General features: G+C 71.9%; 15 protein-coding genes. 8 read left to right on the top strand and 7 right to left on the bottom strand.

Annotated elements, in window-relative coordinates:
* The gene (locus tag QCD68_RS01815) at window positions 1-228 is read left to right on the top strand and encodes a hypothetical protein (RefSeq protein WP_146248160.1); all 228 of its coding nucleotides are present in this window, start codon (window positions 1-3) and stop codon (window positions 226-228) included.
* 162 nt (window positions 229-390) lie between these two features.
* A complete protein-coding gene (locus QCD68_RS01810) occupies window positions 391-2,241 on the top strand; it encodes an acid phosphatase (RefSeq protein ID WP_301221802.1) in 1,851 nt (616 codons plus the stop codon).
* Window positions 2,242-2,372: 131 nt separating this feature from the next.
* On the opposite strand, the gene mtnN is transcribed toward QCD68_RS01810, so the two are convergent.
* Complete coding sequence (gene mtnN / locus QCD68_RS01805; RefSeq protein ID WP_301221801.1) at window positions 2,373-3,110, bottom strand: 5'-methylthioadenosine/S-adenosylhomocysteine nucleosidase; 738 nt, start codon at window positions 3,108-3,110, stop codon at window positions 2,373-2,375.
* A gap of 122 nt (window positions 3,111-3,232) precedes the next feature.
* On the opposite strand from mtnN, the gene QCD68_RS01800 reads away from it, so the two are divergent.
* A complete protein-coding gene (locus QCD68_RS01800) occupies window positions 3,233-3,910 on the top strand; it encodes an AmiS/UreI family transporter (RefSeq protein WP_301221800.1) in 678 nt (225 codons plus the stop codon).
* Between the two features lie 32 nt (window positions 3,911-3,942).
* Window positions 3,943-5,166, top strand: coding sequence for an acyl-CoA dehydrogenase family protein (locus QCD68_RS01795; RefSeq protein ID WP_301221799.1), 1,224 nt, complete (start codon window positions 3,943-3,945; stop codon window positions 5,164-5,166).
* Here QCD68_RS01795 and QCD68_RS01790 read toward each other — a convergent pair.
* The 5 genes from QCD68_RS01790 to msrA form a co-directional block, all read right to left on the bottom strand.
* Complete coding sequence (locus tag QCD68_RS01790; RefSeq protein WP_301221798.1) at window positions 5,111-5,785, bottom strand: signal peptidase I; 675 nt, start codon at window positions 5,783-5,785, stop codon at window positions 5,111-5,113. The two genes, QCD68_RS01795 and QCD68_RS01790, sit on opposite strands and share 56 nt — an antisense overlap.
* Window positions 5,782-7,071, bottom strand: a complete 1,290-nt coding sequence (locus QCD68_RS01785) for an RICIN domain-containing protein (RefSeq protein WP_301221797.1) — start codon at window positions 7,069-7,071, stop codon at window positions 5,782-5,784. Before QCD68_RS01785 ends, QCD68_RS01790 begins: the two co-directional genes overlap by 4 nt.
* The gene (locus QCD68_RS01780; RefSeq protein WP_301221796.1) at window positions 7,068-7,616 is read right to left on the bottom strand and encodes a hypothetical protein; all 549 of its coding nucleotides are present in this window, start codon (window positions 7,614-7,616) and stop codon (window positions 7,068-7,070) included. The genes QCD68_RS01785 and QCD68_RS01780 overlap by 4 nt, the downstream gene beginning before the upstream one ends.
* Before the next feature lie 23 nt (window positions 7,617-7,639).
* Window positions 7,640-8,209 (bottom strand): alternate-type signal peptide domain-containing protein, encoded by a 570-nt coding sequence (locus QCD68_RS01775; RefSeq protein WP_301221795.1) that lies wholly within the window; start codon window positions 8,207-8,209, stop codon window positions 7,640-7,642.
* A 352-nt stretch (window positions 8,210-8,561) separates the two neighbouring features.
* Window positions 8,562-9,083, bottom strand: a complete 522-nt coding sequence (gene msrA, locus QCD68_RS01770; protein WP_301221794.1) for a peptide-methionine (S)-S-oxide reductase MsrA — start codon at window positions 9,081-9,083, stop codon at window positions 8,562-8,564.
* A gap of 130 nt (window positions 9,084-9,213) precedes the next feature.
* On the opposite strand from msrA, the gene QCD68_RS01765 reads away from it, so the two are divergent.
* Window positions 9,214-9,552 (top strand): hypothetical protein, encoded by a 339-nt coding sequence (locus QCD68_RS01765; protein ID WP_301221793.1) that lies wholly within the window; start codon window positions 9,214-9,216, stop codon window positions 9,550-9,552.
* Window positions 9,553-9,561: 9 nt separating this feature from the next.
* On the opposite strand, the gene QCD68_RS01760 is transcribed toward QCD68_RS01765, so the two are convergent.
* Window positions 9,562-10,554, bottom strand: coding sequence for a helix-turn-helix transcriptional regulator (locus tag QCD68_RS01760; RefSeq protein WP_301221792.1), 993 nt, complete (start codon window positions 10,552-10,554; stop codon window positions 9,562-9,564).
* A gap of 156 nt (window positions 10,555-10,710) precedes the next feature.
* Between QCD68_RS01760 and QCD68_RS01755 the strand changes: the two genes are divergently transcribed.
* The 3 genes from QCD68_RS01755 to QCD68_RS01745 all read left to right on the top strand — a co-directional run bounded on the left by QCD68_RS01755 (window position 10,711) and on the right by QCD68_RS01745 (window position 13,227).
* The gene (locus QCD68_RS01755; RefSeq protein ID WP_290156242.1) at window positions 10,711-12,438 is read left to right on the top strand and encodes an AMP-binding protein; all 1,728 of its coding nucleotides are present in this window, start codon (window positions 10,711-10,713) and stop codon (window positions 12,436-12,438) included.
* A gap of 35 nt (window positions 12,439-12,473) precedes the next feature.
* A complete protein-coding gene (locus QCD68_RS01750) occupies window positions 12,474-12,641 on the top strand; it encodes a hypothetical protein (RefSeq protein ID WP_181439277.1) in 168 nt (55 codons plus the stop codon).
* A 124-nt stretch (window positions 12,642-12,765) separates the two neighbouring features.
* Window positions 12,766-13,227, top strand: a complete 462-nt coding sequence (locus QCD68_RS01745; protein WP_221849758.1) for a BLUF domain-containing protein — start codon at window positions 12,766-12,768, stop codon at window positions 13,225-13,227.
* Window positions 13,228-13,307: the final 80 nt, after the last annotated feature.

The following is a 13,307-nucleotide window of genomic DNA, read 5'->3' as shown; positions in this document are numbered from 1 at the left end:
ATGACTGACTACTCATTCTTCCTCGCGAGCTTCGTCGGAGAGCGAGACGGTATGGCAGTGGAACTGCACGGCAGCGATGACGAGGTCGTTGCAGAGGTGTTCGAGGACGCTGAAAGCGGCGTGTGCATGTTCGCGATGCCGGATGGGGTTTCCGTGCCGGTGCCTCTCATATGGGAACTCCTGAGACGAGCTGTGTTGGAGTTCCCGGGAGCCGCGGGAGAGCTCTGATGACTAGGCCTCTTCTGCTTCCCGTCGCTCTCGGCTGAGAGACCCGCAGTAGGGCGTACGGCAGCGGTTCACGTCCGTGCCACCTCGGGTTCACGAGCCTCGGCAACCCTTCCTCTCTGTGTCACCGGTCCGGGTGACCACGCTCCGAGCGGAGAGGTACCTATGCGCCCGTTCCTGATCGCTGTCCCGAGACGTCGAGCCCGTACGGTGCTGGGCGTCCTGGCCGTGGCCTGCGCCGTGTCCTTGATCGCTCCCGCGGGAGCGTCGGCGGCACCATCGCGGACCGCGCCGCACCCCGGCGCCTACGGGTACTTCGTCGACACCTACAAGACGAACACCCCGGCTGCCACCACGCCGGAGGGGAACGCCGCGATCGGGGTGCTGTCGCAGTTCGGGAAGCTGTGGCGCCCTGGATCCTCGTGGGACAACGGGGTCGCCGTCGACGCCGCAGCCCAGCGGATCCTGGACTCGAACATCGCACAGGCAGCGAAGACCACGCGCACCCGCACGGAGGCGCAGGGGCACGAGGCGTACCTGATCGACCGACGGAACCAGAGCTACTCGGCCATCGCGGGGTTCGGTGACCTGTCCGACGCGGTGAAGACCGCGACGAACGCAGGTACCACGATCCCCGACGAGATCCCTGCGGACGCCACGACGAAGCAGTACGTCGACCAGGGCAACGCGAACGGCGCGTGGGCGGACACCGATTCGGACCTCGGCGACGTCGTGCAGCTGGTGAACACGCTGCGCGGCGACTATTCGTCGGCGAGCAACGCGAAGAAGTACTACCAGTACGCGCGGCCGTACCGGCAGAGCGGCGATGTGCAGGTCCTCCCGCAGCTCGTCCCGGAAGAGTCGCCGACCCCCGCGACCGACGGCGGGTTCCCCAGCGGGCACACCAACGCCGGCTACCTGTCGTCCCTGGCCTTCGCGTACGCGTACCCGGAGAAGTACACCGAGCTCCTCACCGAGGGGTCGGAGATCGGCAACAGCCGGATCGTCGCGGGGATGCACTCGCCCCTCGACGTCATGGGAGGGCGGGTCCTCGCGACCGCGCTGGCGGCAGCGGTACTGAACGACCCGGCCAACACGCAGCTCGAGCAGCAGGCCCACCAGGAGGCGGAGAAGGTGCTCGCCGCCGCCGGCACCCCGACCGCGGTCGCTGAGGACGCCGACTACGCGGCGGACAAGGCGGAGTACCGCAAGCGGTTGACGTACGGGTTTACCCGGTCCGGCGGGAAGGCGATCCCCGCCGCCGTGCCGAAGGGCGCCGAAGCGCTCCTCCGTACCCGCCTGCCGTACCTCAGCGACGACCAGATCCGGGAGGTGCTCCGGACGACCGCACTGCCGTCGGGCTACCCGCTCCTGGACGACGCGGAAGGGTGGGGGCGACTCGACCTCTTCTCGGCAGCCTCGGGCTACGGAGCCTTCGACGGCCCGGTGACGGTCTCGATGGACGCCGCCGAGCAGGGCCTGGACGCTGCAGACACCTGGCGCAACGACATCGGCGGAACCGGGTCGTTGACCAAGCGGGGCACCGGCGCCCTCGCACTCGCCGGCACGAACCGCTACACCGGTGGCACCACCGTCCGCGGGGGAACGCTGACCGCGGACTCCGCTGCCGCCCTCGGCAAGGGATCGGTGACGACCGCGTCCGGGACGCTCGCCGACGCGAGCACGAGGACGGTCCGCATCGGCGGCGACCTGACGCAGCGCTCGCACGCCACGTTGTCGTTGAGCGTCGAGGGTCGTCAGCCAGCCCTGCGCGTCGCCGGCACCGCGTCGCTCGGCGGGACGCTGCAGGTGCACGTCACCAAGGGCACGGCGCTGGCGAACGACGTCGTCCTGATCAGGGCCGACCGGATCGCCACGGGGACGAGCTTCCGCACGGTCCGTGTCGACGGCCTGCCCGCCGGGTACAAGCCCGTGCTGCAGCGCCACGGCAACGAACTGCACCTGGTCAACGCCGACGCGACGGGACGTGGGCACCACCGGGGCCACGGCGCCTGAGGCACGAGCGGTCGGTCACGTGCTGCTCGCCGAACCGCGTTCCGCTTGCCGAGACACCAGCACGGACGTGAACGGGTCCGCCCACCCGTCCTGACGCCGCACCCGTGCCCGGATGCAGCGGCAGTAGCCGCTCACGCAGCGGGCAGCGAACCAGCCCCCGTCGCCAACCCCACGACGAGCCCGTGCACGACCCGGGCAGCACGTGCGGCCGCGTCGTCGAGGTGCTGCCGGAACTCGTCCCCGTCCGGCGCGCACAGGTCGCTGATGCCCCGGACCGACACGAACGGCATCGCGTGCACGTGCGCGAACTGGGCGATCGCTGCCGACTCCATGTCGACCGCCGCGACGGTCGGGAAGGCCTGACGGAAGTCGCGGGCGCGTCCCTCGGTCACGAAGACCTCGCTCGAGCCGATCGGCTCGAGCCGGACCACGTCGGGGGTCGGGACCGCCTGCGCACGGCGGACCAGGTCGACGTCACCGGTGAACCCGGCGGGCATGCCCGGCACCTGGCCGAGCGCGTACCCGAAGGCGGTGGCGTCGGCGTTGAGGTTGACGTACCAGTCGCCGATGACGACGTCGCCGAGCTGGATGTGCCGGGCGAGTCCGCCCGCGGTCCCGACGCTGATGACGGGGATGCCGGAGCCGAAGTCGTGGAAGGCGTGGGCGACGGCAGCGGTGGCGTTCGTGAAGCCGATGCCGCTCCGGCGGACGGCGACCGCGGAACCGCCGACGTCGAGCAGATGGTGCTCGTCGTGACCGCCGGTCGGTCCGTCGAGGACCGGCTCGCCACCGAGCAGGTCGGTGAACGCCGCGACCTCTTCGCTCATGGCGGCGATGACGACGGCTACGGGTCGTCGGGGGGCATCCACCGGACGATCTTCGCACAGCGGCGTGCACGGTCCTGCGTCCCGTCCGCCGTCACGGAGCGCAGCATTCCGTAAGGGGCGGTCATCTTCCCCATCACGTCGACGCTGCGTGGCACCTTCTCGGCATGGCCTCCATCTGCTTGATCCTGTCCGCGGCCGCGCTGCTCCTCAACGGCCTCACCCTGCTCGGACGCGTCCCCGGACGTGACAGCGGGGTCTCCAACGTCCTCATCGGCGGGCTGCAACTGCTGCTCTGCACCGCCGTCGCGATCTCGGCCGACGGGTCCCTCCCGGCGCTGTTCGCGATCACCGGGACGTTCCTGTTCGGCCTGACGTACCTCTACGTCGGGGTGGACGCGCTCGCCGGCCTGGGATCGGCGGGGCTCGGCTGGTTCTGCGGCCTGGTCGCCGTCGCCGCGGTGGCGTTCGCCGGGGTGCACGTCGCGGACGACCCGGTGCTCGCGGTGCTGTGGGTCGGGTGGGCGGTGCTCTGGTCGCTGTTCTTCGTGCTCCTGGCCCTCGGCCGGACCTCGATCGCCACGTACACCGGCTGGGCGCTCGTGCTGGCGAGTCCGCTGACCGCACTCGTGCCGGCGCTGCTCGCCCTCACCGGCCACTGGCCGACCGGACCGGCCGGGGCCGGCATCGCGGCCCTGGGCGAGGTGGTCGTGTTCGGCGGCGCAGCCGCCCTGACCCGCCGCAGCCCCCGGAACCCGGCCACCTCGCCCGCGGCCGCTCCCGCGCCCGCCGCAGCCACCTCGCCCACCGCCGCTCCCGCGCCCGCCGCGACCACAGCCTCCTGACCGACCGCCCGCCACACGAGAACGGACGCACCATGACGACGAACACCGCCACGCACACCGCACCGGACTACGAGACCCTCGCCGCCCGCTTCCGCCCGCTCTTCGACCGGATCGCCGCCGGCGCCTCCGAACGTGAGCGCACCCACACCCTCCCCGCCGCCGAGATCCGCGAACTCGCCGACGCCGGCTTCGGGGCCTTGCGGGTGCCGGTCGAGCACGGCGGTGCCGGCGCGACCCTGCCGCAGCTGTTCCGGCTGCTGACCGAGCTCGCCGCCGCCGACAGCAACATCCCGCAGGCCCTCCGCGGCCACTTCGCCCTGGTCGAGGACCGCCTGGTCGGCCGGTCCGGGGAGCGGACGCGCTGGCTCGACCGCTTCGGCCGCGGCGAGATCGCCGGCAACTCGTGGACCGAGGTCGGCGCCGTGCAGATCGGTGACGTCATCACGAAGGTCACCCCGCAGCCCGACGGCACGTTCCGGATCAGCGGGCAGAAGTACTACTCGACCGGCAGCGTCTTCGCGGACTGGATCGACACCTACGCCGAGCGCACCGACACCGGCGAGCGGGTGATCGCGATCGTCGACGCCCACCAGGACGGCGTCACGCACGGTGACGACTGGGACGGCTTCGGCCAGCAGACCACCGGCTCCGGCACGAGCACCTTCGTCGACGCGCGCGTCGCGGCGGACGCGGTGACCCTGTTCGACGACCGGTTCAAGTACCAGACCGCGTTCTACCAGGGGGTGCTGCTGGCGGTCCTGGCCGGCTCGGTCCTGGCCGCCGAACGGGAGGTCGCGCTCGCCGTCCGCACCCGCAACCGCGTCTTCTCGCACGGCAACGCCGACACCTTCGCCGCCGATCCGCAGATCCTGCAGGTCGTGGGCGAGGTCTCGTCCGCCGGCTTCGCCGCCGCCGCGATCGTGGACCGGGCAGCTGAGGCGCTGCAGGCCGCGTACGAGGGGGCCGCCCTCGACGAGGCCGAGGACGAACGCCGCAACGACCGGGCCGAACTCGCGACCGCGCAGGCGCAGGTCGCGCTGACGTCACTGGCGACCCAGGCGACCTCGCACCTGTTCGACGCGCTCGCCGCCTCCGGCGTCAGCACGACGAAGAACCTGGACCGGCACTGGCGGAACGCCCGGACCGCGGGCAGTCACAACCCGTGGGTGTTCAAGGCGCGGATCGTCGGGGACCACGCCGTCAACGGCGCGCAGCCGCCACGTGTGTGGGCGATCGGGGCGACGCGGGCGCGGTAGGCGCGACCGGTGACGGACGGGAGGCGCGGTGCCGGCTGGTGCCGTGCCTCCCGTCCGTCGCGTGCGCACGTCGCGCGCCGATCAGCGCACGGACCACGAGCAGCAGGGCGTACGCGATCATGGCGATGCCCAGCGTCGGCACGAGCCAGGCCTTGGCGTGCCCTGCGACCGAGGTGTTGACGAAGCCCAGTCCGGGGATCGAGTACCAGACGCGCCCCATGATCTGCGCCGCGACCACACGGTCCGGGTCGGCGTCCGTGTTGTTGTCGCCCTTGAAGGTGAAGAGGCGTCGGCCGTCGGCGCCGACCGCGATCGCGATGACGCGGTGCGAGATGACGCCCGGCCGGTCGACTCGGATCTGGTAGGTGACGATGTCGCCGACGCCGATGTCGTCGGGGTCGACCGGGCGGACGACGGCCAGGGTGCCGGGCGGCATGCCGGGCTCCATCGAGCTGGTGAGCACGGTGAGCGGGACGGAACCGGTCAGCCTCGGCACGACGATCGCCAGGGCGGCGACGGCGATCACGGCGAGCAGCACCAGGACGGCGGCGGTCTGCCCCAGCAGGCGGGCGACCGCCGAGACACGCGTGTGGGCTGGGGCCGTGCTCGCCTTCGTCACGAGGTCGCCCGCAGGGTGAACAGCTGCAGCGTGGACGAGCTGCAGTCGGCCACGCTCATCGCGGTGCTCGCGGACGCGGACGACGACGCTGCCGCCGTCAGGCACAGGTCGTTCTTGTTGTGCAGTCGGAACAGGCCGGAGCCGGCACCGACGGCCTCGGCGGACCACTTCTGCGCGCTGATGTCGTTGAGCGTCCGCAGCACCGCGGAGCGGTCGCTCGGTGCGTCCCAGTACAGCTGCGGGGCCGACGGCGACGCGATGCGCAACCAGTCGCCGTCGACGCTGAACTGCCAGGTCTGCGCGGTGCTCGTGGTGCACCCGGCGGCGGCGATCGGGCTGCCGGAGGTCGTGCCGCCCGCCGTCACACATGTCCCGGTGGCGGGGTTCCGCAGCGCGTAGCGGCCGGTGGTGGTGAACCAGCCGGTGGCGTGCTGGACGGTCGTCGAGACGGGGGAGGAGTGTCCGGCGGGGCCGGTGGGCACGGCCCGGACGGCGTACGCGTAGTAGGTGGAGACCTGCAGGCCGGTGTCGGTGAACGAGCGGGTCGACGCGGGCAGCGTGGCGATCGTGACGCCGTCGCGGGTGACCACGTAGGAGCCGATGCCGCTGGTGTCCGCGGGGGCGTTCCACGTGAGCGCGATGCTGCTGTCGGTCTCGCTGGTCTTCGTGGGCATGCCCGGTGTCACGGTGGCGGCGACGGCCTGGGTCGCCTGGGCGTGCGCGGTGCCGGTCCAGGATCCCTGGCGAGCGGTGACGAGCGCGTCGAGGGTGGTCGCGCCTCCCGACAGGTCGAAGCGCTGCCCCTGGGTGACGGACGTCCGCACGCAGGAGGTCGTGCTCGCGCCGGCGGCCAGGCTCGCGGTGACGTCGGGGATCGACGAGCCGGAGCCCGAGCGGGCGGTGCTGGACGGGGCGCCCGTGCAGGGGTTGCCGGCCGTCGGCTGCCACACGTCGACGCGCTGTGCGGTGGACAGGGACGCGCCGACGGAAGCGGTCAGGGCGAGCCGGACGTCGGCGGGGACCGTCCCGGAGTTGACGATCGTGACCGTCGCGGCGTGGGCCAGGGCACTCGAGGTGTAGGTGCTCGCGAGGTCCTGGACGCCGGTGATCGTGACGGCGACCGAACCGGTCGACGCGTGCGCACCGACGGTCTGGGCGGGCGCGGTCCACGACGCCCGGGCGGTGCCGGCGGTGCCGATCCCGAGGGCGAGGAGCGCGACGGCGGTCGAGCCGAGGAGCACCAGGCGTCGACGATCGGTGGGGGCACGGTGTCTGCGTGCGGTCATGAGCTCGCCTGCGTCCCGGTGATCGTCGCGGTGAAGTCGGTGCCGAGGCCCTGCTGGGATGCGGGAGCACTCGACGGCATCGTGAGCCCGACGCAGAGGACCACGGCGGCGCCCGGGCGGACGGAGATGCCGGCCGTCGTCGCGGTGTTCGAGTCGAGGGTGCCGGTCCACGTGGTGTGCATGGCACCGGAGCGGCAGGCGGCCGCCGAGGCGGACGTCCCGATCGCGACCCGCAGGTCGGCCACAGCGGTCCCGCTCGCCGGCGCGGTCCCACGAGCGGTCGCGATGCTCAGGTCGAGCGGCACGTCCCCGGTGTTGCGCGCGGTCAGCACCCCGAACTCGGTGTCACCGGGCCAGAGCGCCGTGGTCGGCAGCGCGATGTCGCTCAGGGACAGGTCGGCCGACCCGGCGGTGATGGTCACCGGGTCGGTCGAGGCCTGGGCGCTGAGGAGTGCGAAGGTCCCACCGTCGGTGGCGACCGCGACCAGGGCCGCGACGCCGACCACGCTGGCGGCGAGCAGTGTCGCCGCCGGCCAGCTGGTCATCGCGGCACCTCGGCGCCCGCGCTTCACGCCTGGGTCAGGGTGACGGCGATGGCGTCGAGGTCGACGGAACCGTTCTGCGTGCCGTCCTCGACCCCGGCGGTGTCGCTCTTCGGGAAGGTGATGGTGACGCCGACGCGGACGTCCTGCTCGTGGCCGGTCTGCCCGGTCACCGTGTACGGCGCCGACGTCCCGGAGACGCCGTCACCGGTCGCCGTGAGGACGGCGTTCGTCGACAGGTACTTCGCCAGGGCGACGTCGGCGGGTGCGCTCGTGGAGGTCGCCTCGACCGAGGCCGGGTCGACGGCGAGCTTCGCGGTCAGCCCCTTGCCGTTCGCTGACACGATCATGTCCTGCGAGTAGGTGACGACGTCGCCGGGGACGATCGGGTACCCGTCGAGCGTCGACAGCGGGGAGCCGCCGTTCACGGTCCACGATGCGGCCTGGGTGGTGGGCTTGATGGCGAGTGCGCCGGCGACGATCGTGCCCCCGGCGGTCTCGGCGCTGGAGTTCCAGAGCGCGAAGGTGCCCGCGCCGCCCAGGAGGAGTGCGACGCCGGCGGCGCCGATGACGGTGGCGGTGATGATCTTCTTCATGGTGTGCCCTCTACGACGTCGAACGTCGATCTGCGTCGACCGCGTCCGGGTCTGACAGCTCGAGGAGCTGACGGCAGCCTGGTCCCGTGGTTGCGGGACCGGCGCATCGACCGGTGGACGTGGTGCTCGACCTGCTGGGAGCGGCAAGTGCAGGAGACGAATCCCTGCGAGCAGTGGTCGGCCGGACGGCCGATCGGGCTGCTTCGCTGAGTATGACATGGGAATCGCCTCTGTGCGGACTGCAGCCTCCAGCCGGGCACTCTGCCAGCTTCACCCTGGGCAGGACGACGGACGGGAGGCCCGGTACCAGCTGGTACCGGGCCTCCCGTCTCGTCCGTGCTCGCGCTGGGCGTCAGGCCGTGGCGGCCGTCTCGCTGCGCTTCGGGAGCACCCAGTTCGGACGCACGAAGTGGCACGTGTACCCGTAGGGGTCCTTCTCGAGGTAGTCCTGGTGCTCTTCCTCGGCCTTCCAGAACGGGCCGACCGGAGCGACCTCGGTGACGACCTTGCCGGGCCAGATGCCCGAGGCGTCGACGTCGGCGATGGTGTCGAGGGCGACGTCACGCTGCTCGTCCGAGGCGAAGAAGATCGCCGAACGGTAGCTGACGCCCACGTCGTTGCCCTGCCGGTCCTTGGTGGACGGGTCGTGGATCTGGAAGAAGAACTCCAGCAGCTCGCGGTACGAGATCACCGACGGGTCGAAGACGATCTCGACGGCCTCGGCGTGCGTGCCGTGGTTGCGGTAGGTGGCGTTGGGGACGTCACCGCCGGAGTAGCCGACGCGTGTGCTGATGACGCCCGGGCGTCGGCGGAGCAGCTGCTGTGCTCCCCAGAAACATCCGCCGGCGAGGATCGCGGTCTCGGTGGTGGTCATCGGTACCTCCGTGGTTCGTGACGCTGGCTGCGACAGTACCGGGTGCAACACCGAGGAACCCCTGCGTGTTCCACGACGGGTCGGCTCGAGTCTGGGACCGACCGCATCCGGTGCTGCGTTCACTGGGCCGGTGAAGGACATCCACTACGCCGGCCGGGCGATCCGGACCACCGACGGCGCTGCCGACGCCGTCATCCGGTACGCCGCCGTGCTCGGCGGGAACGGGAAGACCGACACCATCGACGTGCCGACCTTCGACGACGAGGGCCGGCCCGTCGTCGAGACGCTGCTGCTCGGCCCGGCCAGCCTGATCACCGTCGGGCCGGCGACCGACGACGAGCGCGACGCGGGGGTCGACGACGCGGGCTTCATCGAGCAGGTGCGGCGTCTGGCGGTGCTGGCCGGACCCGTCCGGCCGGTGCACGAGGACCCGGACCTGCAGGCCGAGGGGCTCGACGACTTCGACTGAGACGGGTCGTCAGCGGCGCAGGGTGTTCCGCGGGTACTCGCCGTACGCGTTCCGGTAGGCCGCCGAGAACCGACCGAGGTGCGCGAACCCCCACGCCCGTGCGATCGCCTGCACGGACCCGGTGGTCGGGTCGGCCTGCAGCAGCTCCTGGCGGACCCGCTCGAGACGGACGTGCTGCAGGTAGCGGAGCGGGGTCATCCCGATGTGGCGCTGGAACGCCTCCTGGGTGGCGCGGACGCTGAGCCCCGCGGCCCCGGCGACGTCGGCGACGGTGAGGGGTTCGGCCGCGTGCGCGTGCACGTGCTCGACGGCGGCCCGGAGGCGCGCCCGCCTCGGCAGGAGCACGGCCGGCGGCAGGGCGGTCACGGTCGGCGGGTACATCCGGAGGAACGCCGCGGCGGTCTCACGGGTGAGCGTGTGCCACAGGAGGCTCTCCACACCGCCGACACGCAACTCACGCGAGAGCAGCGACAGACTGTTCCGCCACCGCGTCACGGCGGCGGGGTCGAGGGTGCGCAGGTGGTCGATGCCGAGATCGGGGACCGGACCGGTGTGGAAGAGCTCGTCGGCGACCTCGTGCACCAGGCGGCGGGACATGTGCACCAGACGCTGGTCGTAGTCCTCGTACGCGAACACGAACTCGCGGGCGGTCGGGAAGAGCATCGGGACGTCGTCGACCATCGGCACGCGGTCCTGGACGACGTCGGGGATCCCGTTGCCGGCCGTCAGCCACTGCACGACGTAGTCGTCGGACACCGGGATCAGGCCGCGGATCGAGCCGGAGATCTGCGACCGCCGCAACGTGACGTCCGCGTCGCCGACGGCGGTGTAGCGGTACGAGAAGGGCCGGCCGGTGCTGCGCGCTGCCCAGTGTCGCCCGGCGTACAAGCCGCTGAGGTCCACGACGGCCGCGGCCGGGGACCCGCCGGCGGCCTCGAGCCGGACGGTGCTGCGGTCGTCGTCCGCCGCACGGTCGGGCGCGGTGTCGTCGATCGTGGTCATCCGCTTCCTCTCCGTCCGGGCGTGCAGACGGAGCACGCCATCGGAGACCGTACGGATGGCGACGGTCTGTCCGCGAGGGGTTGACTCACGACGTCCCGATGCGCTATTCGAGGTGTCCTGCTGTGCATCACGAGCGGGATGGGGCAAGGTCAGAGGATGCGCACCGAACCCGCCTCCGCCTTCCGCGCCGCCCGAGACGTCCTGCTGCACGCCCGCTCCGACAGTGCGGCCGCGCGGCGTGACTTCCGCTGGCCCGACGTCGGCGAGACGTTCAACTGGGCGATCGACTGGTTCGACGTCATCGCGCAGGGCAACGACAGCGAGGCACTCGTGATCGTCGAGGAGGACGGCCGCGAGTCGCACACCACCTACGCCGAGATGTCCGCCCGGTCGGACCGGCTGGCGGCTCGGTTGCACGACCTGGGCGTCGGCAAGGGCGACCACGTGCTGCTCATGCTCGACAACCAGCTCGAGCTCTGGGAGTCGATGCTCGCCGTGATGAAGGTCGGCGCCGTGATCCTGCCGACCTCGACCATGCTCGGCGCCGCGGACCTGCAGGACCGCGTCGACCGCGGTCAGGTGGCCCACGTGGTGACCACGCTCCGCGAGACCCCGAAGTACGCCGACGTCACGGGCGACTTCACGCGCATCGTCGTCGGCGGCAGCGCGGACGGCTGGACGACCTACCCGGACGACCTCGGCGAACCGGCACCGGCTGACGAATGGCGTCCGGAGGTCGTCACCGCGTCCGACGACCCCTGCCTGGTGTACTTCACGTCGGGGACGACCGACAAGCCGAAGATGGTCGTGCACACGCAGACCTCGTACCCGGTCGGGCACCTCACGACGATGTACTGGATCGGTCTGCAGCCCGGCGACGTGCACCTGGCGATCAGTTCGCCCGGCTGGGGCAAGCACGCCTGGAGCTGCTTCTTCGCCCCGTGGATCGCCGAGGCCACCGTCTTCGTGCACAACCAGGAGCGCTTCGACCCGGCCGCCCTGCTGCACCAGCTGGAGCGGGCCGAGGTCACCTCGTTCTGTGCCCCGCCGACCGTGTGGCGCCTGCTCATCCAGGCCGACCTCGGCGCCCGGCCCCGTGCGCTCCGCGAGGTCGTCTCCGCCGGCGAGCCCCTGAACCCCGAGGTGATCCGCCTGGTCGAGGAGGCCTGGGGTCGGACCATCCGTGACGGCTACGGCCAGACCGAGACCACCGCGATCGTCGGCAACGCCCCGGGTGACACCGTCCGTCCGGGGGCGATGGGCCACGGGCTGCCCGGCATCGCGATCGAGCTCCTCGACCCGGTCACGGGCGAAGCCGGCGTCACCGAGGGCGAGGTCTGCCTCGACCTGACCACCCGCCCCGTCAACCTGATGGCCGGGTACCTCGGCGCCCCGGAGCGGACCGACGACGCCCTGCGGGGTGGGTACTTCCACACCGGTGACGTCGCGACCCGGCACGAGGACGGCTCGCTGACCTTCGTCGGCCGGACCGATGACGTCTTCAAGTCCTCCGACTACAAGGTGTCGCCGTTCGAGGTGGAGAGCGCCCTGCTCCAGCACCCCGCGGTCGCCGAGTCCGCGGTCGTCCCCGCTCCGCACGAGTCCCGACTCAACGTCGTCAAGGCGTACGTCACGCTCGCGGCCGGGTGGGAACCGACGGCCGAGACCGCGCGGAGCATCCTGGCCCACGCCCGTACCGCGATGCCGGCCTGGCAGCGCGTCCGCCGGCTGGAGTTCGGCGCGTTGCCGAAGACGGTGTCGGGCAAGATCCGCCGGGTCGAGCTCCGCGCCCGCGAGCAGGAGGCCGCCGGTGGTCCGCCGGTCGCGGGGGAGTGGCGCGACGACCAGTTCGACGGCCTGCGCACCGGCCGACGCGAGGACTGACCGGGCGTCCACCGGGTCGGCGTAGCGTCCCCGTCATGAGTGATGCACTGAGTGGAACCGGCCCGGACGGCGTGAGCGAAGAAGACGCACGACGCACGGAGGAGCTCCCCGACGGGTCCGCCTCGGGCAACGCCACCGAGGACCCGCAGCAGGACAGCGACGTGGACTCCGGCGGCGAGCCGGCGGAGCCCGAACAGAGCTGACCCACCGCCGCTCAGCGGACAGCGACGCCCGGCTCCCAGCCGCGCCGGAGTTCGCTGGCATCCGGTTCCTCACCCGTCCTCCGCGGGTGTGTCGGGCCTCCCCGACCGGAAGCGGTGCCCTCTGATGCTGTCGCTGATCTACTCCAGCGTCGCGACGGACTCGTTCGACGACGCCGCCCTCGCCGGCCTGCTCTCGCAGAGCCGCACCGCCAACGAGCAGAACGACGTGACCGGCATGCTGCTGTTCCGGAACGGGTACTTCCTGCAGCTGCTCGAGGGCCCGGACGCAGCCGTGCGCGCCAAGATGGCCACGATCAAGACCGACCCGCGGCACACCAAGGTGACGATGCTGCTCGAGGACGTCATCGAGGAGCGGCAATTCCCGCAGTGGACGATGGCGTTCGCGCCGACCTCCGAGACCGACCTGCAGGACGTCCCCGGCTACCGCTCCACGTTCGACGACGTCGAGTCGATCTCCGCCGAGACCCCCGCCCCGGACGCGGTGCCCTCGAACGCCTCACCGGCGCTCCGTGAGCTGATCCGCTGGTTCCAGACGCGACCGGACCGGTTCCGCACCGCCGGCTGACCCCGGCAACGGACGGACGGGAGGCCCCGGGGGGCCCCCCCCCCGGGCGGGGTGGTTTTAACAAAGACGCGCCCCCCCGC

It is taken from the genome of Curtobacterium sp. PsM8 (genome assembly GCF_030433875.1).
GTDB lineage: Bacteria > Actinomycetota > Actinomycetes > Actinomycetales > Microbacteriaceae > Curtobacterium.
This window is presented reverse-complemented; position numbering and strand designations above follow the sequence as displayed.

Bases quoted from the DNA above. Each gene is read 5' to 3' on its own strand.
- QCD68_RS01755 (WP_290156242.1), top strand. From the start codon at position 10,711: ATGCGCACCGAACCCGCCTCCGCCTTCCGCGCCGCCCGAGACGTCCTG.
- msrA (WP_301221794.1), bottom strand. From the start codon at position 9,083: ATGACCACCACCGAGACCGCGATCCTCGCCGGCGGATGTTTCTGGGGA.
- QCD68_RS01750 (WP_181439277.1), top strand. From the start codon at position 12,474: ATGAGTGATGCACTGAGTGGAACCGGCCCGGACGGCGTGAGCGAAGAA.
- QCD68_RS01760 (WP_301221792.1), bottom strand. From the start codon at position 10,554: ATGACCACGATCGACGACACCGCGCCCGACCGTGCGGCGGACGACGAC.
- QCD68_RS01785 (WP_301221797.1), bottom strand. From the start codon at position 7,071: ATGACCGCACGCAGACACCGTGCCCCCACCGATCGTCGACGCCTGGTG.
- QCD68_RS01780 (WP_301221796.1), bottom strand. From the start codon at position 7,616: ATGACCAGCTGGCCGGCGGCGACACTGCTCGCCGCCAGCGTGGTCGGC.
- QCD68_RS01745 (WP_221849758.1), top strand. From the start codon at position 12,766: ATGCTGTCGCTGATCTACTCCAGCGTCGCGACGGACTCGTTCGACGAC.
- QCD68_RS01775 (WP_301221795.1), bottom strand. From the start codon at position 8,209: ATGAAGAAGATCATCACCGCCACCGTCATCGGCGCCGCCGGCGTCGCA.
- QCD68_RS01810 (WP_301221802.1), top strand. From the start codon at position 391: ATGCGCCCGTTCCTGATCGCTGTCCCGAGACGTCGAGCCCGTACGGTG.
- QCD68_RS01795 (WP_301221799.1), top strand. From the start codon at position 3,943: ATGACGACGAACACCGCCACGCACACCGCACCGGACTACGAGACCCTC.
- QCD68_RS01800 (WP_301221800.1), top strand. From the start codon at position 3,233: ATGGCCTCCATCTGCTTGATCCTGTCCGCGGCCGCGCTGCTCCTCAAC.
- QCD68_RS01815 (WP_146248160.1), top strand. From the start codon at position 1: ATGACTGACTACTCATTCTTCCTCGCGAGCTTCGTCGGAGAGCGAGAC.